Genomic DNA, 22,062 nt, shown 5'->3' on the forward strand with positions numbered 1-22,062 from the left:
ATCAACGGCTCACAGCAATGGCCTGGTTGTTCATGATACGCGGCGTGAGGAAAACCAGCAGCTCGGATTTGCTATTTTTGACAACATCTCGTCTGAACATAGCCCCAATAAACGGGATATCACCCAGCAGCGGAACCTTATCAACCGACTTGCTTTGGGTATTTGAAAAGACGCCACCAATTACGATAGTTTCACCGTCCGCAACAAGAACCTTTGCATTGACCTCATTTTTATTAATAGAGGGGACACCTCCACTCGAAGCCGCATTAGAAAAATCAGGAGCGTCCTTGGTGACCTTGACCTCCATAATAATACGATTATCAGGTGTTATCTGGGGAGTCACTTCCAACGACAAGGCAGCTTCCTTAAATGAAGTACTGGTTGCCCCGCTGGAACTCGCTTCTTGGTAAGGAACTTCAGAACCCTTCAAGATTTTGGCAGTTTCTTTATCTGACGTAACAACTTTCGGCTGCGAGACAACCTCACCATTTCCTGTTTTTTCCATGGCGGACAATTCAAGATCCAACAAGGTATTGTTAGTAATAAACCCAAGATTCAACCCTGTATTCGCCCCTGCAGCCCCCAAATCGACGAAAGTGCCGGCCTGAAAATCAAGCGGATCAGAGCCTTTAATTAAACTATTAGTTCCACCCACCACAAAGTTATTATCCCCAAGCGATACACCCCGCCACTCAACCCCCAAAGCCTTATCATAATCGACATTCGCCTCAACGATGCGAGCCTCAATCATAACCTGGCGCACTGGAATATCGAGCTGAGACACAATACGACGCAGCTCATCCAAACGAACCTGAGTCTGGTAGGCGATAATACTGTTGGTTCTATCATCTACTGTAATAGACCCGCGCTCATCGGCTGTGCCGTCGGCACTGGTAACCGACTGGAAAAGCTTGGCCATATCGGAGGCCTTAGCGTAATTGACTTGAATCAATTCACGGCGCAGCGGAGCAAGCTCTGCAATTTGCTTCTGCGACTCAAGCTCCTGACGCTCGCGCGCGGCGATTTCATCGGCAGGTGCCACCAACAATACATTACCCACCTTGCGCTTATCCAAACCCTTGGTCTTAAGTACCAAGTCTAACGCCTGATCCCACGGCACGTTTTGCAAACGCAAAGTAATGTTGCCTTGAACCGTATCACTAGCCACCAGGTTCAAGTCAGTGAAGTCCGCAATCAACTGCAACACCGAACGGACATCAATATCCTGAAAATTCAGCGAAAGCTTTTCTCCACTGTAAGCAAATCGCTCACTTTTGCGCTTCTCAACATCATCCTGAGTCAACGGCTTTATACTTAACGTGAGCTTATTATCTGTTTGATAGGCTAGATAATCATAAGAACCAGTTGGCTCAATAACTATGCTGGCCTTATCTGCAGAGCCTGTTGCACTGACAAACTGGACAGGAGTTGCAAAGTCCTTGACATCCAATCGAACACGCAGAGACTCAGGCAACTGAGTCTTTGCAAAATCCAGACGGATTTTTCCACCCTGTTCCTGAATATCAGGACTTACCGAAGCATCTGACAGGGTAATGACAACATTACCCTCACCCTGCTCACCACGCTGAAAGTCAATATTACTGATGGCCTTGCTCGTAGGCGCATAGATTTTTGCAGCAGGCGCATTAGCGACAGGCACTGCTGCAGTAACTGGCTGCGCGGCAGATGCACTGCGCTTCGTCCCCTCACCCACGAGCACATAAAGATCATTCCCTACAACACGGGTGCTATAAGGCGCCAAATTAGTCAGGTTAATAATCAACCGCGTTCGGTCTTTCGCCTCAACCACAGTAACACTGCGTGCATTACCAACACCCAGCTCTCTGTTTTTTGTTCCCAACGCATTGGAAACACCTGGCAAATCGAGTGCGATTCGTGCCGGCTGCTCAATTGTATAGCCACGCGGCGCCACCACTGGCTCGTCGAAAGTCAACTTCAGCTCCACCCGATCACCAGGCAAGGCAGCGACGTCAAGTGCCTGCAGATTAGCCGCCAACAGCCCTGGCGATAACAGCACCGCTGACAATAAAATACCTAAACGCGATAAGGAGCTATTCATTCTCAGGTTCCGTTGGGCAGACCGGTTATTTTTTTTCATGATCACTCCGCTCTGTTAAGAGCGCTCCTTAAGGGGGAGACTGCGTGGCCGTTCGAGCCAGCCACCTTCGCCATCTGGGACGATTTCAATCACATCGACCTTGGACTCATCTATCACCAGGATGCGACCGTGGTTCCTGCCCAGGTAATCTCCTACCTTGACTCGATGCACGCCGCCCGCCCCACTCACCAAAGCAAACATGCCATGGTCGTTGGCAAGGGTGCCGACCATCTCGAACACTTCAATATTAAAGTCCTCAAGAAATTGTTTGACCCGCGTCTCATCCGGTTTTATTTCTTGAGAGCCCTTTTGTCGGCTGACCACATCTATTTTGATCGGCGGCTGAAAAGGGCTGCGTAAAGCAGCAGCACTGTAGGTAAAACTCTCGTACGGCTGAAACACTGGCAACGGCTCAATAGAGCCTTTGGGTCGCGAGCGCACTTCATCCATATACGCCTGCAAGTCACTAAAATCGCCACCTGCGCCACAACCCGTCAAACTTAAGACAGAGACAAAAAATAAAAGGCGGGAGTTTCTCATTGCACCACCCCCTTGTCGTTGTAACGGTACGTCTTAGCCACGATATTCATACGCAGCTTAGATGCACTGTCCGCCTGGGCCGGCACCACTTCAAAGTCATGCAACGTAACGATGCGCGGCAGACTGGCGACACCGCTGACAAACGTTGCCAGATCGTGATACGCCCCAACCACCTTTATCTGAATAGGTAACTCTATATAAAACTGCTGAGCAGCTTCTGGTAGTAATTTTATTTCTTCAAACTCCAGACCACTGCCCAGCCCTGTGCGCGTTATATCTTCGAGTAATCCAGGCACTTCTGTATCGCTCGGCAATTGTCTCAGCAAGGCGCCAAATGAAATCTCCATCTCTTTCATCTGCTCCTTGTATGCCTCAAGGTTGGCGGCCTGGAACGCCTTGGTCGAAAACTGCTGTTTAAGCGTGCCTTCCTCACTTTGTTGCTGCTCTAATTGCGCCTGCAAATCTTTCAAGTGAAAGTTGTAACCCAACGCCAGCACAATGACCAATAGCAACAAGCAGGCGATAAATTTTATTGCTGCCGGCCAAGAACCAATATTATTGAGGTCAAGCTCACTGAGCTCAATTTTTCTTAGACTTTCTAGCGATTCACCCAAACTCATTTTTTAGCCTCCTCCGCATCAAGCTTCGGCTGCGTTTGCTGGACGGTTAATTTGAATACATTGGCCTGATCGACCGCTCCAGCCGTAACCGCCTTGACCTCGGTCAAATTGGGAGACTCCAGCCACTCAGATGAATCCAAACCGCGCATCAAACTTGAAACTCGATTATTCGATTCGGCAGCACCGAGAATGGCGATATTTTTACCGCCCATCTTAAGACCGGTGAAATAAACACCGTCCGGCAAGGTTCTCACCAGCTGATCGAACACCCGACCAGTGACCGGACGATTACCTTGCAAGTCCTGAATAATTTTCATTCGCTCCAGCAACTGCTGTCGGCGGGTCTTCAGCTCGCTAATTTCCTTAATGCGAGCATCCAACACAGCAATTTCTTTGCGCACGAACTGGTTCCGCGCATTTTGCTGCTCAATTGCGCCATTCAAATACTGATCACCGAGGAATACGGTGCCGGCTGCGACCACCAAGACGCCGACCAGCGTGACCAAGAAGCGCTGCTTGCGCTCCTCGCGCAACTGCTCGCGCCATGGAAGAAGGTTAATACGCGCCATTAGTCGAAACTCCTCATCGCCAAACCACAGGCAATCATCAATGCCGGAGCGTCGCTAGCCAACGCCCCTGCATTGACCTTGCCGCTTAGCGCCATGTCTGCAAAGGGGTTGGCCACTAAGGTTTGCGTGCCAATTTTCTGCTGGATCAGACGGTCAAGATCGGGAATTGAGGCCGTACCGCCCGCCAAGAGAATGTAATCGACATCATTAAACTGGCCTGCGGCGAAGAAAAACTGCAGAGAGCGCGAAACCTGCTGCACGACCGCTTCTTTGAACGGTTGCAACACCTCGCTGTCGTAGTCGTCTGGGAGACCGCCCTGTTTTTTAGCCAGGCCAGCCTCTTCTACCGACAGACCATAGCGCCGTTGGATTTCCTCGGTAAGCTGCTTACCGCCGAAAAGCTGCTCGCGCGTGTAGATAGTACGGCCGCCGTGCAGAACACTCAGAGTGGTCATGGTCGCACCAATATCGACCACCGCTACGGTCAACTCCTCACTCCCACTGCCGAGTTGCTCTGCAAGCAGGCCATAAGCCCGCTCCAAAGCATACGCCTCGACATCAACCACCTTGGCCGTCAACCCCGACAAGGCCAGGACAGCCTCGCGAACCTCGACGTTCTCCTTGCGACAAGCGGCGAGCAGCACTTCGACTCGGCCGGAATTACCCGGTAAGGAAGCTTGCACCTCAAAGTCGATGGCCACTTCTTCAAGCGGATAGGGGATGTACTGGTCGGCCTCGATCTTCAGCTGATTCTCCACCTCATCATCAGTGAGGCCAGCTTCCATCTCGATGGTCTTGGTGATCACGGCTGAACCCGCTACCGCGACGGCGACGGTTTTCACCCCGGTCTTTGACTTGGCCAGCACCCGTGAAAGTGCCTGACCAACGCCTTCCAGTTCGGCGATATTTTTCTCGACCACAGAATTTGGCGGGAGCGGCTCAACAGCATAAGCCTCTACCTTGTAGCGGCTTCCTGAGCGACTCAATTCGATGAGCTTGACGGAGGTCGAACTAATATCAATCCCCAGCAGCGTATTCGCTTTCTTATTGAAGAGCCCTAGCACGACCGATTTCCTATTGGCATCCGCGACTTACGGACTATTTATGTTTTTTCACATTAAATAACAGTCTTGACAGAAGCGCAAATGGCTCCCCAGGAAAAAAAGCGCTTATAATGTGAACAGTTTTCCCCTTTTAACCTTGCCTTCCGCTTAACTCGTTCTTTTATCTGGAAATCTAAAAATCTTGATGCGTCTGTTGAAGTTCTTTTGCTGGTCTGGTGTCGCCGTTTTTTGTGGACTATTACTCAGTCTCAGCGGCGCCTTCCTCTACCTAAGCCCCAGCCTGCCATCAGTCGATTCGCTGCGTAGCATTCAGCTACAGATCCCCTTACGGGTGTACAGCAGTGACGCCAAGCTGATCGCCGAATTTGGCGAAATGCGTCGCTCCCCCATCGATTTTGCCGACATCCCCAGCGACTTCACCAACGCGCTGCTCGCGGCTGAAGACGATAACTTCGCCAACCATTATGGCGTTGACCTTAGCAGCCTGCTGCGCGCCGCTACACAAATATTGAAAAGCGGACAAATCCAGTCGGGCGGCAGCACCATCACGATGCAGGTGGCGAAGAACTTCTTCCTCACCAGCGAGCGAAGCTTCTCTCGCAAAATCAACGAGATACTTCTTGCGCTGCAAATCGAACGGGAACTGAGCAAGAACGAGATCCTTGAGTTGTACGTCAACAAGATCTACCTCGGCAACCGCGCTTATGGCATCGAAGCAGCCGCCCAGGTTTACTACGGCAAATCGATCCGCGAGCTGAGCCTGTCGCAGATGGCGATGATTGCCGGCCTGCCGAAAGCGCCCTCACGCTTCAATCCACTGATCAACCCTACCCGCAGCAAGGAGCGTCGAGACTGGATTCTCGGGCGCATGCACCTGCTCGGGAGAATTGACCAACAACGCTATGAAGAAGCCCTGGCTGAGCCAATCAACGCCAGCTACCACGTCCCAACCCCCGAGATCGTCGCGCCCTATGTGGCGGAAATGGCTCGCGCTGAAATGGTGGGCCGCTATGGCAGCGACGCCTACACCGAAGGCTTCAACGTCACCACTACGGTTCCCAGCGATTTACAGGAGGCTGCCAATACCGCAGTACGCGAGGGCCTGATCAGCTACGACCAGCGCCACGGTTATCGCGGTCCTGAAAGTCGCTTACCAGGCATGACCAAGGAAACCTGGCTGGCTGAACTGGCCAAAAAAACCTCGTCGAGCGAGCTCGAACCTGCGATCGTTTCCCAGGTAGAGAAAAGCGGCATACTCGTGCTGACCCGTAGCGGCAGGGAAGAAGCCGTCGCCTGGGACAGCATGAAATGGGCCCGCCCCTTCCTCAATACCAACAGCCTCGGCCCGCGCCCACAACAACCCAGTGATGTAGCCCAGATCGGTGACCTGATACGCGTGCAGCGTCAGGACGACGGCAGCTTGCACTTTGTCCAATTGCCGGCCGCGCAGAGCGCACTGGTTTCGCTTGATCCACAAAACGGCGCCATCCGTGCACTAGTAGGTGGTTTCTCTTTCGAGCAAAGCAACTACAACCGCGCCGCCCAGGCCAAGCGCCAACCCGGCTCAAGCTTCAAGCCCTTCATCTACAGCGCCGCGCTCGACAGTGGCTACACCGCCGCGACCCTGGTGAACGATGCACCTATCGTGCTGGTCGACGACTACCTCGATCAGGTCTGGCGGCCGAAAAACGACAACAACACCTTTCTCGGCCCAATCCGCCTGCGTGAAGCGCTCTATAAGTCACGTAACCTGGTCTCGATCCGCCTTCTTCAAGCCATCGGCATCGAATATGCCCTGAACTACGTCAGCCGTTTTGGTTTCAATAAGCAGGACTTGCCACGCAACCTATCGATGGCTCTGGGCACTGCAAACCTGACGCCGCTGGAGGTCGCGGCAGGCTGGAGCACGTTCGCCAACGGTGGCTATAAAACCCAGCCGTACCTGATTCAGCGAATCGATAGCCGCCACGGCGAACCCTTGTTTATTGCCAACCCACCCACAATAGCGGGTAACGGCTCTACCGCAGACACCGGCGCCATAGCGTCGACTAGCAGCAATGGCGAGAGTGGTGAGCAGCCTGGCAACACCCAGCAGCTCGCCGCAGAGCCAGTGGCCGCCGAACGAATCATCGACGAACGCACCGCTTACATCATGACCAGCATGCTGCAGGACGTGATCAAACGCGGCACGGGACGTCGGGCCTTGGCGCTTGGTCGCAGTGATTTGGCAGGAAAAACCGGCACCACCAACGAATCGAAGGACAGCTGGTTCTCTGGCTACAACGCCGACTACGTCACCACCGTCTGGGCAGGTTTTGACCAACCCGAAAGCCTGGGACGACGAGAGTATGGCGGCACTGTGGCCCTGCCGATCTGGATGAGCTACATGGCCGCCGCGTTGAAAGACCGCCCCAGCCATGCACCCGCCGAGCCTCCCGGCATACTGACGTTACGCATCGACCCCTATAGCGGCCGCGCCGCCCTGCCCGGCACCGCGAACGCCTACTTCGAGCTGTTCAAGAGCGAAGATTCGCCACCATCAATGAGCGAGCTGGATCCAAGCCTGGGCATCCCCGGAAGCCCCCTACCCGCCGATGAAGCGGCGCCGATCGACTTGTTCTAAACAGACGGCGACCGGCTCAGCACCGTACACAAAGGCATGTCCCGCGCATAAAAAACCGCCGAGCAGACTGTGTCGAAACCTAGCAGCCTGAGCGGCGGATATAGAAATACCCGTATCGAGAGATACGGGTATTTTCGTTTATGCACTCCATCCAAGGCGAGGTGCGCCGCCAGGGCAGTTTGTTTCCGGTGGTGCTGGATGAGCCGGTTCCCGAGGATCATCGGATGATCGAGGCCTATGTGGCGCGGCTGGGCTTGCGCGAGTTGGGCTTCGGCAAAGTCCAGCCCCGCAAGACCGGGCGCCCCTCCTACTATCCTGGCGGCATGCTCAAGCTGCATCTCTACGGCTCCTGTCGCCAAGTGGGCTTGATCAGCGTCCTACTGGTGGCCATCGACGGCTGCAAATTTCAGGCAGCACTGCCTCTCGCGGCATTCCTGTGAAGCGGCGTTCGTGCGCATGTAGCAACGCCTGCAAGCCCATCCGCAAATGATGCTCAGGCGCCGCGCCTTCGTTGAGCACCCTTTTGGTCATCTCAAACAGTGGCTGTTCGGCTACGGCCGCTTCCTCATGCGCCACTTCAGTGGGGCAGGGGCGGAAATGTCACTGGCGGTGCAGGCCTACAACCTCAAACGAGCCATAAACGTGCTGAGCGCACGCCGAATGATCGAGCGGTTGGCTTAAACAGGCTTGTACTGAGATTTTTTGATCGCAAAAGCAAACGCCCCGAACCAGTCGGGGCGTTTGCTTTTGTCGCCGTGACCAGCAACAGGCCGTTTTCACACGGCCTGAAGAGCCGGTTATTTATGCGTTGGCATTAGCCGTTAAACACGTCGTCCACCGACTTCAGCGGGTAGTGCTTCGGATAAGGCAAGGTTGCCACACCGCTCTCGATAGCCGCCTTGGCGACCGCGTCGCACACTACGGTGATCAGGCGTGCATCCATTGGTTTTGGAATGATGTACTCACGCCCGAACGAAAGCTCGATGCCGCCGTAAGCATCACAGACGTCCTGCGGCACCGGCAGCTTGGCCAGATCGCGCAGTGCCAGGGCGGCGGCGATCTTCATTTCCTCGTTGATGCGGGTGGCGCGAACGTCCAGGGCACCGCGGAAGATGAACGGGAAGCCCAGTACGTTATTGACCTGGTTCGGGTAGTCCGAGCGCCCGGTGGCCATGATCACGTCATTGCGCGCGGCATGCGCCAGTTCCGGCTTGATTTCCGGATCGGGGTTGGAGCAGGCGAACACGATCGGGTTGGCCGCCATGCGCATAAGATCTTCCTGCCCCAGCAGGTTGGCGCCAGAGAGGCCGACGAATACATCGGCACCCTCGAGGGCGTCAGACATGGTGCGCTTGTCGGTTTCGCTGGCGAACACGGCCTTGTACTGATTCAGGTCATCACGCCCGGCGTGAATCACGCCCTTACGGTCGATCATGAAGATGTTCTCGACCTTGGCACCCATGCTCACCAGCAGTTTCATGCAGGAAATCGCGGCGGCGCCTGCGCCGAGGCAAACGATCTTGGCCTGTTCCAGCGTCTTGCCAGCGATTTCCAGAGCGTTGAGCATACCGGCCGCGGTGACGATAGCGGTACCGTGCTGGTCATCGTGGAACACCGGAATGTCGCACTGCTCGATCAGCGCGCGCTCGATTTCGAAGCACTCGGGTGCCTTGATATCTTCCAGGTTGATGCCACCAAAGGTGATCGAGATGCGCTTAACGGTATCGATAAAGGCCTGCGGGCTTTCCGAGTCGACTTCGATGTCGAATACGTCGATACCGGCAAAGCGCTTGAACAACACGCCTTTACCTTCCATCACCGGCTTGGACGCCAGCGGGCCGAGGTCTCCCAGCCCGAGAATCGCAGTGCCATCGGAGATCACGGCAACCAAATTGCCCTTACCGGTGTACTGGTACGCCAGCTCCGGATCGCGCGCGATTTCACGTACCGGCTCGGCAACACCCGGGCTGTAGGCCAGCGACAGGTCGCGAGCAGTCGCGGTGGGCTTGGTCAGCTCGACACTCAGCTTCCCCGGACGGGGTTTCGCGTGATATTCGAGAGCGGCGGTTTTCAAATCAGACATAGGGGCATTTCCGCTTTTTTGGCTGTTGAACAGGCAGGCGGCCGAGGATACGCAAGTTGTATACATCTGCACAAGACTGTTGAGTCAGGCGGCGACGCCAGCAACTAACGCACCACTTTCAGCCAGTCACCGGGATGCGGCTCGCCTGCGGGGTAGAGATTATTGAGCAGGCGCAAGCTCGCCTCGGCATCACCCGGCAGCTTACTTTGCCTGGCCAGGGCCGCCATGTTCTGCCCGCCGGTCGCCTTGACCAGATGCAGACGCAGCGGCTCTGCCAGCTTGCGCTCGGCGACTGTCAGCGGACGGAAACTCTTGATCACCTCGAGAAACTGAGGATCCTGGCTTTCCAGTGCCGCCCGCCCGCGCACCGCCGCAACGAAAAGATAGGTCCGTTCGCCCTGCTGCAGCGCTGCTACTCGCTTCGCCGCGCCACCTGGGATGATCGCGGTATAGCCCTGCACGCCCGCCTGCTGGAGCGCCGCCTCGGCGACCAGGCGCTGCCCGCCGACACGCTGACGCAGCAGCTCGGCCGGAGACAGGTTGTTCGGGTTGGCTGCCAGGGTCATGGCGATGAACGCCTGCTGGTCGGCGCTATGGCCAATCAGCGCGTCCGGTCGATTGACGACATCCCAGCCTTCGGGAAATTTAAGGGTAAAATCCAGCTCAGCATGATAGAACTGCTGGCCGCGGCGCACCCCAGTGGCCTCGGAGCCACCAAACGGCAACCCCTGCAGGTGTCTGAGAAACACCTCGCGCTTGACCTCTTGCTGGCCGGTCGCCAACGCCTGGGCAGGCCCCACCACCTGCTGTAAGCGCCGATCATTGTCTGGGTGAGTATCGAACAAGCCGTGGTAGCCGCTGGGCGCTTGCGTCTGCCCGCGCTTGGTCGCCTGATCGCGGGCAAAGTCTTCCTGGTTCTTCAGAACCTTGACCACCTCAATCATCGCCTGCGGGTCGTAACCACCACGCGCCAGGTACTGCGCGCCCAGGCCGTCGGCCTCAAGTTCCATGTCGCGTCCGTAACCACGCACGAAAGCGGAGCCGAGGGCGCTGGTCAGGTCCCCCGCGGCGCCGACACCGGTCCCTATCGCCACGGCCTGCCCGAGGATGCCCCAGGCGCTCGACTGACTCTGTTGGCGCACGCTGTGCCGTGCGGTGACGTGACCGACCTCGTGACCGAGGACAGCGGCCAACTCGGCCTCCGAATTGAGGTAGGCGAGCAGCCCGCGATGGATGTAGATATACCCGCCAGGCAAGGCGAAGGCGTTGATCTCCGGGCTGTCCACCACAGTGAACTGGTAAGCCAGCTGGCTACGATGACTGCTCTTGGCCACGCGCTCACCGACTTGCTGTACATAGGCCTGCAGTTTTTCGTCGGCGTAGCGCGGATATTGCTTGAGGATTTCCTGGTTGTAGCGACGCCCGAGTTCCAGCTCCTGCTGCTCGCTCATCATCACGAAGTCGTTGCGCCCAGTGGCGGGGTTCACCGCGCAACCCGCCATTTGCGCCAGCACCAGCGGTAACGCGACCAAGTAACGTAGCTTCATGGCACTACCTCTAACATCGCCTCATGGGTCAGCGACAACATCCAACGGGCCTGCCCCGGTTTTACGCCGCCACCCCCTGAGCGGTCAATCACCCACCCCCGCACCTCGACGCGCGACCCGACCAGCGCGCGCAACGCCCCCAGATCGAATGCACCCAGCGACTGCGGCGCCACACGCACCACCAGGGAATCGCCCAGCTCCAGCCAGAGCCCGCCACGATTGCGCTCGACCCGCTCGACCTGCCCCCGAACCAGGGCAAAGCCGCCACGCTGCAACTGTCCTGGCGTCTGCACCGGGGGCTGCCGCCATAGCCCCAGGCCCGCCTGTCGCGCACTGCGCTCGACGAGTTGCTGACACTCGACCAGCGCCACATTCGGTGCGATTGCCACCAGATAGCCCAGGCCTTCGGCCAACAGCTGCGCCTCGAGGTTACGCCCACGGGCATCGTAGAGATGCGCCAGCGTACGTCCGTAGCGATCCTTCTCCTCACGGCCGAGCCACACCCTGACGCGCCCGTCATTGGCCGCGACCAGCTCACGCAAGCGACGCCGCGCGGCCTCGGCAAACGGCTCGGCGGCGCGACCTTTACGCCCCAGCTCGGGGGCGTTCAGGCCGATCAGGCGTACAGTGCGGCCATCCATCAAGCGCAAGGTGTCGCCATCCACCACATGCTGCACCCTGACGCTCGGCAACTTGCCGGGCGCCGGACAAAACGCCTGCGCAGGCGTCAGATACAGCACAAAAACGAAAAAGGCGCCCACTAGGGACGCCTTTTTCAACATCACGGAGAAGCCCATCAGGCCTTCCGGGACGACAAAGCCAATTAGGCCTTGGAGCCGAACACACCAAAACGCTGCTTGAACTTGTCTACGCGACCGCCCGCGTCCAGCACTTTCTGCTTGCCGGTGTAGAACGGATGGCACTCGTTGCACACGTCCAGGCTCAACGGCTTGGCCAGGGTGGAGCGAGTTTCGATCACGTTGCCGCAGCTGCAGGTACAGGTGATGGCTTCGTAGGTAGGATGGATATCGGCTTTCATGGTGTATTCCTCGAAATTTTGTGCCGCCACCCAACCCAATGTCAGGTACCGCACGGAAATAGGCCGCGGATCATACCAGACCATCTGCCCGATGCAAGCGGCCCTCGCCGCCGGCCGTCGCATGCCTGCATGCTAAGATCGCGCCTCTTTCGACCGGAGCCCATCGCGTGCCCGACCCCATTCTGCGCCTCGCCCTGCCTTCACCGTTGCGTCGCCTGTTCGACTACCGCGCGCCGCCCGGTGTACCGCACAGCGCCTTGCAACCTGGCGCCCGCTTGCGTGTGCCCTTTGGCCGGCGCGAGCTGATCGGCATCCTGATCGAGGTGACCAATCACAGCGAGGTGCCGGCGGACAAGCTCAAGCCCGCCCTGCAACTGCTGGACGCTCAATCGCCACTGCCGCCGGCGCTGTTCAAGCTGTGCCTGTGGACTGCGCAATATTACCAGCACAGCCTCGGCGACACCCTCAGCTGGGCCCTGCCGGTACTGCTGCGCCAGGGCGAACCGGCCGAGGTGCGCCAGGAGCGTTTCTGGTCCATAGCCCCGGGGGCGCAACTGGACGACCCGCGCCTGAGCCGCGCGCCACGCCAGCGCGATGCACTGAAGACACTCGCCCAACACCCCCACGGTGTCGCCCACTCGCTGCTGAGCAAGTTGCAGTTGAGCAAAGACAGCCTCGACCTGCTGTTGGACAAGGACCTGATCAAGGTTCAGGTGCGCCGCCATGCCGCCAGCGAACGCCACGCCAACTGGCTGGCGCAACCAGAGCTGCCGCTGAACCCCGAACAGCGGGCCGCCGCCGAGGCGGTGCGCGCCGGCTTTGGCAGCTTCAATGCCTTCCTCCTCGCGGGCGTCACCGGCAGCGGCAAGACCGAGGTCTACCTGCAGCTGATCCGCGAAACCCTGGAAGCTGGCAAGCAGGCGTTGGTGCTGATTCCCGAAATCAACCTGGGCCCGCAGACCCTGGCGCGCTTCGAGCAGCGTTTCAATGCCCGGATCGCCCTGCTGCACTCGGCGGTCAGCGACCGCGAGCGCCTGGAGGCCTGGCTGGCCGCCCGCGATGGCGAGGCCGACATCATCATCGGCACCCGCTCGGCGCTGTTCACCCCGATGCAGCGCCCTGGCCTGATCATCATCGATGAGGAACACGACGCCTCCTATAAACAGCAGGAAGGCCTGCGCTATCACGCCCGCGATCTGGCCGTGGTACGCGCTCATCAGGAGAACATCCCGGTCCTGCTCGGCTCCGCCACCCCCTCCCTGGAAAGCCTGCACAACGCTCACAGCGGACGCTATGCCTTGCTCCACCTGCGCGAGCGGGCCGGCGGTGCCAAACAGCCGCGCTTCCTGCGTCTGGATGTGAAGAGCCGACCGCTCGACTCCGGGATCTCCGGTCCTATGCAGCAAGCCATCGGCCAGACCCTGGCGGCCGGCCAGCAGGTGCTGGTATTTCTCAACCGCCGTGGCTTCGCTCCGACCTTGCTGTGCCATGACTGCGGCTGGCTGTCGGAGTGCCCGCGCTGCGATGCACGGATGACCGTGCATCAGCGCTCTCGTGAATTACGCTGCCACCACTGCGGCCATGTCGAGCGCCAGCCGAACAATTGCCCGAAGTGCCAGAACGTCGACCTGCGCCCGGTTGGTGCCGGCACCGAACGCGCCGAGGAACGGCTGGCGATTCTCTTCCCGAAGGTGCCGGTGCTGCGCGTGGACCGCGACAGCACCTCGCGCAAGGAGGCAATGAACAACCTGCTCAGCACCATCCAGCGCGGCGAGCCGTGCATCCTGGTCGGCACCCAGATGCTCGCCAAGGGTCATCACTTCCCACGCGTCACCCTGGTGGCGATTCTGGATGCCGACGGCGGATTGTTTTCCGCAGACTTCCGCGCCAGCGAGCGCATGGCCCAGCTGATCGTCCAGGTCGCCGGGCGGGCCGGGCGCGCCGAGGAGCCCGGTAAGGTGATCATCCAGAGTCACCTGGCCGACCATCCACTCTTGGTCCAGCTGACCGAGCAGGGCTACTTCGCCTTTGCCGAACAGGCCCTCAGCGAGCGCCGCGGTGCCGGCCTGCCGCCTTTTTGCCACCTCGCCCTGCTGCGCGCCGAAGCGCACAAACCTGGCCAGGCCGAGGGCTTTCTCGACCACGCCTGCACGGAAGCGGAACTGCTACTGGACGAACTGAAGCTCAGCGGCATCGAACTGCTCGGCCCGGTGCCGGCGCCCATGGAGCGGCGCGCCGGCCGCTATCGGGCGCAACTGCTGGTGCAAGGCGAAACCCGCGCGGCCCTGCATCGGCTGTTGAACAGCTGGACCGCGGCACTGGAACAAATGCCCAGCGGCCGCGCGGTACGCTGGTCGCTGGATGTCGACCCGATCGACTTGTTTTAGCTCATAACAGCTAAGATGTTGACCCCGTTGCTGCCGCGCTTCATCACGTACCGACAGCGTTCCACATCGACCGACTGCCGACTGCCGCTTGAAGCGAGCCCCACCGCGCACCGATAATGCGCAGTTTTCCACCAGCGCTTCGGCGCGCCCCGCCTCCGCGGCCGAACGAGCAGACCATGAAAGACAGCATTCGCCACCTGATCCAGCAAGCCCTGACCCGCCTGACCACCGAAGGCGTGCTGCCTGCCGGCCTCAGCCCGGTGATTCAGGTGGAGAACACCAAGGACAAGAGCCACGGCGACTTCGCCAGCAATATCGCCATGATGCTGGCCAAGCCGGCCGGCATGAAGCCGCGCGACCTGGCCGAGAAGCTGATCGCCGCACTGCCGGCCGACGCGCAGATCAGCAAGGTGGCCATCGCCGGCCCCGGCTTCCTGAATTTCTTCCAGAACAGCGAGGCGCTGGCCGAGCGGCTGCAAGTCGCACTGGCCGACGCCCGGCTCGGCGTGCGCAAAGCCGGTAGCCCGCAGACCGTGGTGATCGACCTGTCCTCGCCGAACCTGGCCAAGGAAATGCACGTCGGCCACCTGCGCTCGACCATCATCGGTGACGCCGTAGCACGCGTGCTGGAGTTTCTCGGCGACCGGGTCATCCGGCAGAACCACGTCGGCGACTGGGGCACCCAGTTCGGCATGCTGCTGGCCTTTATGGAAGCCAACCCGGAGGCCGCCGACAGCGAGCTGGCCGACCTGGAAGGTTTCTACCGCGCGGCGAAGAAGTGCTTCGACGACTCTGCCGAGTTCGCCGAGCGCGCCCGCGAACTGGTGGTGCAACTGCAAGCCGGCGAGCCGGCGTGCATGCGCCTGTGGCACCGTTTCAACGACATATCCCTGTCGCACTGCCAGCAGGCCTATGACCGCCTCGGCGTGAAACTCAGCCCCGCCGACGTCAAGGGCGAGAGCGCCTATAACGCCGAACTGCCGGGCATCATCGAGGCCCTGCGCGACAAGAGTCTGCTCAGCGAGAGCAATGGCGCGCAGTGCGTATTCATGGACGAGTTCAAGAATGCCGAAGGCAATCCGCTACCGGTGATCGTGCAGAAGGCCGGCGGTGGCTACCTGTATTCGACCACCGACCTGGCCGCCATGCGCTACCGCAGCCAGACGCTGAAGGCCGACCGTGCACTGTACTTCGTCGACCAACGCCAGGCCCTGCATTTCCAGATGGCCTTCGAGGTCGCCCGACGCGCCGGCTTCGTTCACGCCGCCATGCAGCTCGAACACATGGGCTTTGGCACCATGAACGGCGCCGACGGCCGCCCGTTCAAGACCCGCGACGGCGGTACGGTGAAGCTCATCGACCTGCTCGACGAGGCCGAGGAACGCGCCTACACCCTGGTCAAGGCGAAGAACCCGGACCTCGCCGAAGACGAACTGCGCCGCATCGCCCACGCCGTCGGCATCGGCGCGGTCAAATACGCTGACCTGTCCAAGCACCGCACCAGCGACTACAGCTTCAACTTCGAGCAGATGCTCAGCTTCGAGGGCAATACCGCACCCTACCTGCTGTACGCCTACACCCGCGTGGCCAGCGTGTTCCGCAAGCTGGGCCAGGGCTACGAGCAGGCAACCGGCCCGTTGAATCTGCAGGCACCCCAGGAAATCGACCTGGCCGGCAAGCTGGCGCAGTTCGGCGAGGTGCTCAACGGCGTCGCCGAGAAAGGCGTGCCGCACCTGCTGTGCGCCTACCTGTATGACCTGGCCGGGCTGTTCTCCAGTTTCTACGAGCATTGCCCGATCCTCGCCGCCGCGGATCAGCCGACCCAGCAGAGCCGCCTGTGCCTGGCAGCCCTGACCGGGCGCACACTCAAGCAAGGTCTGGAACTGCTCGGCCTGGAAACCCTGGAGCGCATGTAAATGGCCGCCGCCCGCAAGAAACCCGCCGCCAAACGTGGCGCCAGTCGCTACAAGGCGCCGGCGAAGAAACCCGTGCCGGCCTGGATCTGGCTGGCCTGCGGGTTGACCATTGGCGGCTTCATGATGTTCCTGTTCAGCCTCGAACCCGGCCGCGACGAGATCAAGCGCAGCAAGGCCGAACAGGCGCGCGCCGGCCAGGCGGACAAAACCGCGAGCAAGCCGCCCGCAAAGTCCGCACCAGCCAAACCCAAATATGACTTCTACACCTTGCTGCCCGAGTCGGAAGTCATCATGCCGTCGCAACCCGTCGAACCCCCTGCGGAGCCGCCGACGCCGCAACCGGTCAGCCCCGAAGAGGCGGCCAAGATCGACGCGGCACGTGCCCTGACCGCACTCAGCGGCCAGACTCCGCCACCCGCACCGGTGGTGGCCCAGACCCCGAGCAGCACGCAGCTGTTCCTCCAGGCCGGCTCATTCCGCCGCCAGGGCGATGCAGAAAGCCTGCGCGCGCAGATCATTCTGCTCGGCCAAAGCGTACGCATCGAGCCCAGCACGGTACGCGAGGAAACCTGGCACCGGGTACTGGTCGGCCCCTTCGCCAACCGCGAGCAGTTGGCTCAGTCGCAAAAAGCCCTGGCCGCCAACGGCTTTAGCAACCTGTTGCTGCAACAGCGACCCAGCCGCTGAACCCACCCCAGGCGGCCCCAGGCGGGCCGGCGGGGTCAGGCCGCGACCGGGGCGCACCTTTGCTGGGCACAGTCGCTTGTGCGCTATCCAGCGCTGCCCCGGTAACCTGCTGTTACAGCCACGCCTGTGCCATTCGGCCGAGAATTAGCCGGCGCCGGTTGAAAAGCAGCGACGCTCCCCCCATTTGAGTTTGCATTGGGCATTTTCGCCCCGCTGCGTGGAGACTCTCCCTTGACCACCATCGTTTCAGTACGTCGCCACGGCAAAGTCGTCATGGGTGGCGACGGCCAGGTGTCCCTCGGCAACACCGTGATGAAAGGCAATGCGAAAAAAGTTCGCCGCCTCTATCACGGCCAGGTCCTCGCCGGTTTCGCCGGCGCCACCGCGGATGCCTTTACCCTGTTCGAACGCTTCGAAGGCAAACTGGAAAAACATCAGGGCCACCTGGTGCGCGCGGCCGTCGAACTGGCCAAGGACTGGCGCACAGACCGCTCGCTGAGCCGCCTGGAAGCCATGCTCGCCGTGGCCAACAAGGACGCCTCGCTGATCATCACCGGCAATGGCGATGTGGTGGAGCCGGAGCACGGCCTGATCGCCATGGGCTCCGGCGGCGGTTTTGCCCAAGCCGCGGCGCTGGCCTTGCTGCAGAACACCGAGCAGATGTCGGCCCACGAAATCGCGGAAAAGGCGTTGAACATTGCCGCCTCCATCTGCGTCTTCACTAACCAGAACCTGACCATCGAGGAACTGGACTCGGCTATTTAACCAGTCGTCGTCTATTTCGGAGCCGCCCATGCCCATGACCCCCCGCGAAATCGTTCACGAACTCAGCCGCCACATCATCGGCCAGGATGACGCCAAGCGCGCCGTGGCCATCGCCCTGCGCAACCGCTGGCGGCGCATGCAACTGCCCGCCGAGCTGCGCGCAGAAGTCACCCCGAAGAACATCCTGATGATCGGCCCCACCGGCGTCGGCAAGACCGAAATCGCCCGGCGCCTGGCCAAACTGGCCAATGCGCCTTTCCTCAAGGTCGAAGCGACCAAGTTCACCGAGGTCGGCTACGTGGGCCGCGACGTCGAGTCGATCATCCGCGACCTGGCCGATGCCGCGGTGAAGATGTTGCGCGAGCAGGAAATGGTCAAGGTTCGTCACCGCGCCGAAGATGCCGCCGAGGAACGCATCCTCGACGCCCTGCTGCCGCCGGCGCGCGCCGGCTTCAACGAGGACCCGGTCCCGAGCGGCGATTCCAACACCCGCCAGCTGTTCCGCAAGCGCCTGCGCGAAGGCCAGCTGGACGACAAGGAGATCGCCATCGAAGTGGCCGACAGCCCGGCCGGCATCGAAATCATGACCCCACCGGGCATGGAGGAGATGACCAATCAGCTGCAAAGCCTGTTTTCCAACATGGGCAAGGGCAAGAAGAAGAGCCGCACGCTCAAGGTCAAGGAAGCGCTCAAGCTGGTGCGCGACGAGGAAGCCGCGCGCCTGGTCAATGAGGAAGAACTGAAAGCCCGCGCCCTGGAAGCCGTGGAGCAGCACGGCATCGTGTTCATCGACGAGATCGACAAAGTCGCCAAGCGCGGTAACACCAGCGGCGCCGACGTCTCCCGCGAGGGCGTGCAGCGCGACCTGCTGCCGCTGATCGAGGGCTGCACGGTGAATACCAAGCTGGGCATGGTCAAGACCGACCACATCCTGTTCATCGCCTCGGGCGCCTTCCACCTGAGCAAGCCGAGCGACCTGGTGCCGGAACTGCAAGGCCGCCTGCCGATCCGCGTCGAACTCAAGGCCCTCAGCCCGGAAGACTTCGAGCGCATCCTCACCGAGCCGCATGCCTCCCTGACCGAGCAATACACCGCCCTGCTCAACACCGAAGGGCTGGCTATCGAGTTCGGCGCGGACGCCATCAAGCGTCTCGCCGAGATCGCCTGGCAGGTCAACGAGAAGACCGAGAACATCGGTGCACGGCGTCTGCACACCCTGCTCGAACGCCTGCTCGAAGAAGTCTCCTTCAGCGCTGGCGACCTGGCAGCCCAGCACAACGACACCCCCATCCACATCGATGCGGCGTACGTTAACAGCCACCTCGGCGAGCTGGCTGAAGACGAAGACCTGTCGCGCTATATTCTCTGATACAACCACCCACGCCGCCCGGAGAGCCTCCGGGCGGCACACTGGCCAAGCACAATGCCGAAGATCCCCAGCGCCATCGAGCTGCATAAAGCCTCGAAAACCCTGACCCTGCAATATGGCGACGAGCGCTATACCCTGCCCGCCGAATTCCTGCGCGTGCACTCCCCCTCAGCCGAGGTGCAAGGCCACGGCAAACCCATCCTGCAGTTCGGCAAACTGCATGTCGGTCTGAGCAGCATCGAGCCGGCCGGCAACTACGCCCTAAAACTGTGCTTCGACGACGGCCACGACAGCGGTTTGTTCACCTGGGACTACCTCCATCAGCTGGCGACCCAGCAGGAAACCCTGTGGACCGACTACCTCAGCGCCCTCGCCGCCGCCGGCAAAACCCGCGACCCGGAGCAGTCCGTGGTCAAGCTGATGCTCTAGGAGCCTGTCGGACTTGACCGTCCGTAGCGAGGAAAAGTCCGACTTTAGTCAGTTTTGCTGATCTTTCGAGGCGGGGGGCTGCCCCGCGAATAGCGAGCTATTTAACGAGAAAGAGCGAAATAAATGGCCAAGTCTGACTTTTGCGCAGTAGGGCAGCGTTAAGCCCGACAGGCTCCTAGCATGCACCCCGCGCCCGGTTAGAGCGCATTTTCTAATCCTTCTCGGCATACTCCCCCCACATTTGGCCCTATCGCGACAAGCTTGCGTTAATTGACGAACTCGGGTAACCAAGGAACTGGCAAGTTCCATGCATTTGGCCACCAAGTCGTTGAGACATTTAGCGAGTGAAGGCTAGGCAAGACCAAGCCAGGGAAAACCCAGTGCACGATCTGCACTGGCATTCTCAGACGAACCTCAACGCCCAGAGCCGAGCAGCGCAACGTTTCAACGCCCTGATATGCCAGATGCATAGACATAATAGATGCGGAGTTGATCCGCATCCGGTACCCCGAGCAATACCAGGCCCCAGCCCTGTGTCGCCGCGCACAGCAGTAACGTCGGTATTCGCCTCAGGACAATGGAGCGTCGTAGATGACTGATAAAAGTACTGATGACCTGAAACGTCAGGCGTCTGAAAACACCCTCGGCCTTAACCCGGTCGTCGGCATTCGCGGTAAAGACCTGCTGACCTCGGCACGCATGGTGCTCACCCAAGCCATCAAGCAACCCTTGCACAGTGCCAAGCACCTTGCCCATTTCGGCCTGGAACTGAAAAACGTTCTGCTCGGCCAATCCGAGCTGCAACCCGAGCCCGGTGACCGCCGCTTCGCCGATCCGGCCTGGAGCCAGAACCCGTTGTACAAGCGTTATCTGCAGACGTACCTGTCCTGGCGCACGGAGTTGCACGACTGGATCGAACACAGCAACCTGTCTGAACAGGATGCCAGCCGCGGCCATTTCGTCATCAACCTGATGACCGAAGCCATGGCGCCGAGCAACAGCATGGCCAATCCGGCCGCCGTCAAACGCTTCTTCGAAACCGGCGGCAAGAGCCTGCTCGATGGCCTGTCCCACCTGGCCAAGGACATGGTCAATAACGGCGGCATGCCGAGCCAGGTCAACATGGACGCCTTCGAGGTCGGTAAGAACCTAGGCACCAGCGAAGGCTCGGTGGTGTTCCGCAACGAGGTGCTGGAGCTGATCCAGTACCGCCCGAGCACCGAGCAGGTGCATGAACGCCCGCTGCTGGTGGTGCCGCCGCAAATCAACAAGTTCTACATCTTCGACCTGTCTCAAGAGAAGAGTGTGGCGCGCTTCCTGCTGCGCAACGGCGTGCAGACCTTCGTGGTCAGCTGGCGCAACCCGACCAAGGCACAGCGCGAGTGGGGCCTGTCCAGCTATATCGAGGCATTGAAAGAAGCCATCGACGCGGTACTCGCGATCACCGGCAGCAAAGACCTGAATATGCTCGGCGCCTGCTCTGGCGGCCTGACCACGGCCTCGCTGCTGGGCCACTACGCCGCACTCGGCGAACAGAAAGTGCACGCCCTGACCCTGCTGGTCAGCGTTCTCGATACCCAGCTGGATACCCAGGTGGCGCTGTTCGCCGACGAGAAGACCCTGGAAGCGGCCAAGCGCCGCTCTTACCAGTCGGGCGTACTGGAGGGCAGCGACATGGCCAAGGTGTTCGCCTGGATGCGCCCCAACGACCTGATCTGGAACTACTGGGTCAACAACTACCTGCTCGGCAACGAGCCGCCGGTCTTTGACATCCTCTACTGGAACAACGACACCACTCGCCTGCCGGCCGCGCTGCACGGCGAATTCATCGAGATGTTCAAGACCAACCCGCTGACCCGGGCCAACGCGCTGGAAGTGTGCGGCACACCGATCGACCTCAAGCAAGTCACCTGCGACCTCTTCTGCCTCGCCGGCACCACCGACCACATCACGCCGTGGGAGTCCTGCTACAAGTCGGCGCACCTGTTCGGCGGCAAGTGCGAGTTCGTGCTGTCCAACAGCGGGCATATCCAGAGCATTCTCAACCCGCCTGGTAACCCCAAGGCGCGTTACATGACCAACCCGGAGATGCCGCGCGACCCGAAAGCCTGGCAGGAAAGCTCGACCAAGCACGCCGACTCATGGTGGCTGCACTGGCAGACGTGGCTTGGCGAGCGTTCCGGCAAGACCAAGAAGGCGCCGACCAGCCTCGGCAACAAACGCTACCCCGCCGGCGCGGCCGCGCCGGGGACTTATGTCCACGAACGCTGACCGACTGCGTACTGCGCAGCACTGCCCGCGACAC

At 60.0% G+C, this 22,062-nt stretch carries 18 protein-coding genes and 1 pseudogene; 10 read left to right on the forward strand and 9 right to left on the reverse strand.

Annotated elements, in window-relative coordinates; genetic code table 11:
- Nucleotide 1: 1 nt before the first annotated feature.
- The 5 genes from pilQ to FBY03_RS03100 are packed head-to-tail and all read right to left on the reverse strand — an operon-like array spanning nucleotide 2 to nucleotide 4,912.
- Entirely contained in the window at nucleotides 2-2,080 is a 2,079-nt protein-coding gene (gene pilQ, locus FBY03_RS03080; RefSeq protein WP_147170928.1) for a type IV pilus secretin PilQ, read from the reverse strand.
- 54 nt (nucleotides 2,081-2,134) lie between these two features.
- On the reverse strand, nucleotides 2,135-2,659 hold the full coding sequence (gene pilP / locus FBY03_RS03085) for a type 4a pilus biogenesis lipoprotein PilP (protein WP_147170729.1): 525 nt from the start codon (nucleotides 2,657-2,659) through the stop codon (nucleotides 2,135-2,137).
- Entirely contained in the window at nucleotides 2,656-3,279 is a 624-nt protein-coding gene (pilO, locus tag FBY03_RS03090; RefSeq protein WP_147170730.1) for a type 4a pilus biogenesis protein PilO, read from the reverse strand. The genes pilP and pilO overlap by 4 nt, the downstream gene beginning before the upstream one ends.
- Nucleotides 3,276-3,848 (reverse strand): PilN domain-containing protein, encoded by a 573-nt coding sequence (locus FBY03_RS03095; protein ID WP_147170731.1) that lies wholly within the window; start codon nucleotides 3,846-3,848, stop codon nucleotides 3,276-3,278. Before FBY03_RS03095 ends, pilO begins: the two co-directional genes overlap by 4 nt.
- Nucleotides 3,848-4,912 (reverse strand): pilus assembly protein PilM, encoded by a 1,065-nt coding sequence (locus tag FBY03_RS03100; RefSeq protein WP_147170732.1) that lies wholly within the window; start codon nucleotides 4,910-4,912, stop codon nucleotides 3,848-3,850. Before FBY03_RS03100 ends, FBY03_RS03095 begins: the two co-directional genes overlap by 1 nt.
- 184 nt (nucleotides 4,913-5,096) lie before the next feature.
- Between FBY03_RS03100 and FBY03_RS03105 the strand changes: the two genes are divergently transcribed.
- The 3 genes and pseudogenes from FBY03_RS03105 to FBY03_RS03115 all read left to right on the forward strand — a co-directional run.
- Nucleotides 5,097-7,535 (forward strand): penicillin-binding protein 1A, encoded by a 2,439-nt coding sequence (locus FBY03_RS03105; RefSeq protein WP_371920741.1) that lies wholly within the window; start codon nucleotides 5,097-5,099, stop codon nucleotides 7,533-7,535.
- Nucleotides 7,536-7,675: 140 nt separating this feature from the next.
- Nucleotides 7,676-7,975, forward strand: coding sequence for a hypothetical protein (locus FBY03_RS03110; RefSeq protein WP_147170734.1), 300 nt, complete (start codon nucleotides 7,676-7,678; stop codon nucleotides 7,973-7,975).
- A pseudogene (locus FBY03_RS03115) lies at nucleotides 7,956-8,216 on the forward strand (transposase); the annotation flags it as partial. The gene FBY03_RS03110 and the pseudogene FBY03_RS03115, both read left to right, overlap by 20 nt.
- A gap of 133 nt (nucleotides 8,217-8,349) precedes the next feature.
- On the opposite strand, the gene FBY03_RS03120 reads toward FBY03_RS03115, so the two are convergent.
- The 4 genes from FBY03_RS03120 to rpmE all read right to left on the reverse strand — a co-directional run bounded on the left by FBY03_RS03120 (nucleotide 8,350) and on the right by rpmE (nucleotide 12,204).
- Nucleotides 8,350-9,618 (reverse strand): malic enzyme-like NAD(P)-binding protein, encoded by a 1,269-nt coding sequence (locus FBY03_RS03120; RefSeq protein WP_147170736.1) that lies wholly within the window; start codon nucleotides 9,616-9,618, stop codon nucleotides 8,350-8,352.
- A gap of 104 nt (nucleotides 9,619-9,722) precedes the next feature.
- Entirely contained in the window at nucleotides 9,723-11,165 is a 1,443-nt protein-coding gene (locus FBY03_RS03125) for a M48 family metalloprotease (protein WP_147170737.1), read from the reverse strand.
- Complete coding sequence (locus tag FBY03_RS03130; RefSeq protein ID WP_147170738.1) at nucleotides 11,162-11,962, reverse strand: thermonuclease family protein; 801 nt, start codon at nucleotides 11,960-11,962, stop codon at nucleotides 11,162-11,164. The genes FBY03_RS03125 and FBY03_RS03130 overlap by 4 nt, the downstream gene beginning before the upstream one ends.
- 26 nt (nucleotides 11,963-11,988) lie before the next feature.
- Nucleotides 11,989-12,204 (reverse strand): 50S ribosomal protein L31, encoded by a 216-nt coding sequence (gene rpmE, locus FBY03_RS03135; protein ID WP_147170739.1) that lies wholly within the window; start codon nucleotides 12,202-12,204, stop codon nucleotides 11,989-11,991.
- A 167-nt stretch (nucleotides 12,205-12,371) separates the two neighbouring features.
- On the opposite strand from rpmE, the gene FBY03_RS03140 reads away from it, so the two are divergent.
- From FBY03_RS03140 to phaC, 7 genes are all read left to right on the forward strand, one after another.
- A complete protein-coding gene (locus tag FBY03_RS03140) occupies nucleotides 12,372-14,591 on the forward strand; it encodes a primosomal protein N' (protein WP_147170740.1) in 2,220 nt (739 codons plus the stop codon).
- 176 nt (nucleotides 14,592-14,767) lie between these two features.
- Complete coding sequence (argS, locus tag FBY03_RS03145; RefSeq protein WP_147170741.1) at nucleotides 14,768-16,507, forward strand: arginine--tRNA ligase; 1,740 nt, start codon at nucleotides 14,768-14,770, stop codon at nucleotides 16,505-16,507.
- The gene (locus tag FBY03_RS03150) at nucleotides 16,508-17,194 is read left to right on the forward strand and encodes an SPOR domain-containing protein (protein WP_147170742.1); all 687 of its coding nucleotides are present in this window, start codon (nucleotides 16,508-16,510) and stop codon (nucleotides 17,192-17,194) included. It begins immediately after the preceding gene.
- Nucleotides 17,195-17,425: 231 nt separating this feature from the next.
- On the forward strand, nucleotides 17,426-17,959 hold the full coding sequence (gene hslV, locus FBY03_RS03155; protein ID WP_025164198.1) for an ATP-dependent protease subunit HslV: 534 nt from the start codon (nucleotides 17,426-17,428) through the stop codon (nucleotides 17,957-17,959).
- 28 nt (nucleotides 17,960-17,987) lie between these two features.
- Nucleotides 17,988-19,328, forward strand: a complete 1,341-nt coding sequence (gene hslU / locus FBY03_RS03160) for an HslU--HslV peptidase ATPase subunit (protein WP_147170743.1) — start codon at nucleotides 17,988-17,990, stop codon at nucleotides 19,326-19,328.
- Between the two features lie 54 nt (nucleotides 19,329-19,382).
- The gene (locus tag FBY03_RS03165) at nucleotides 19,383-19,757 is read left to right on the forward strand and encodes a gamma-butyrobetaine hydroxylase-like domain-containing protein (RefSeq protein WP_147170744.1); all 375 of its coding nucleotides are present in this window, start codon (nucleotides 19,383-19,385) and stop codon (nucleotides 19,755-19,757) included.
- Nucleotides 19,758-20,348: 591 nt separating this feature from the next.
- Complete coding sequence (phaC, locus tag FBY03_RS03170) at nucleotides 20,349-22,028, forward strand: class II poly(R)-hydroxyalkanoic acid synthase (RefSeq protein ID WP_147170745.1); 1,680 nt, start codon at nucleotides 20,349-20,351, stop codon at nucleotides 22,026-22,028.
- Nucleotides 22,029-22,062: the final 34 nt, after the last annotated feature.

It is taken from the genome of Pseudomonas sp. SJZ079 (assembly GCF_007993865.1).
GTDB lineage: Bacteria > Pseudomonadota > Gammaproteobacteria > Pseudomonadales > Pseudomonadaceae > Aquipseudomonas.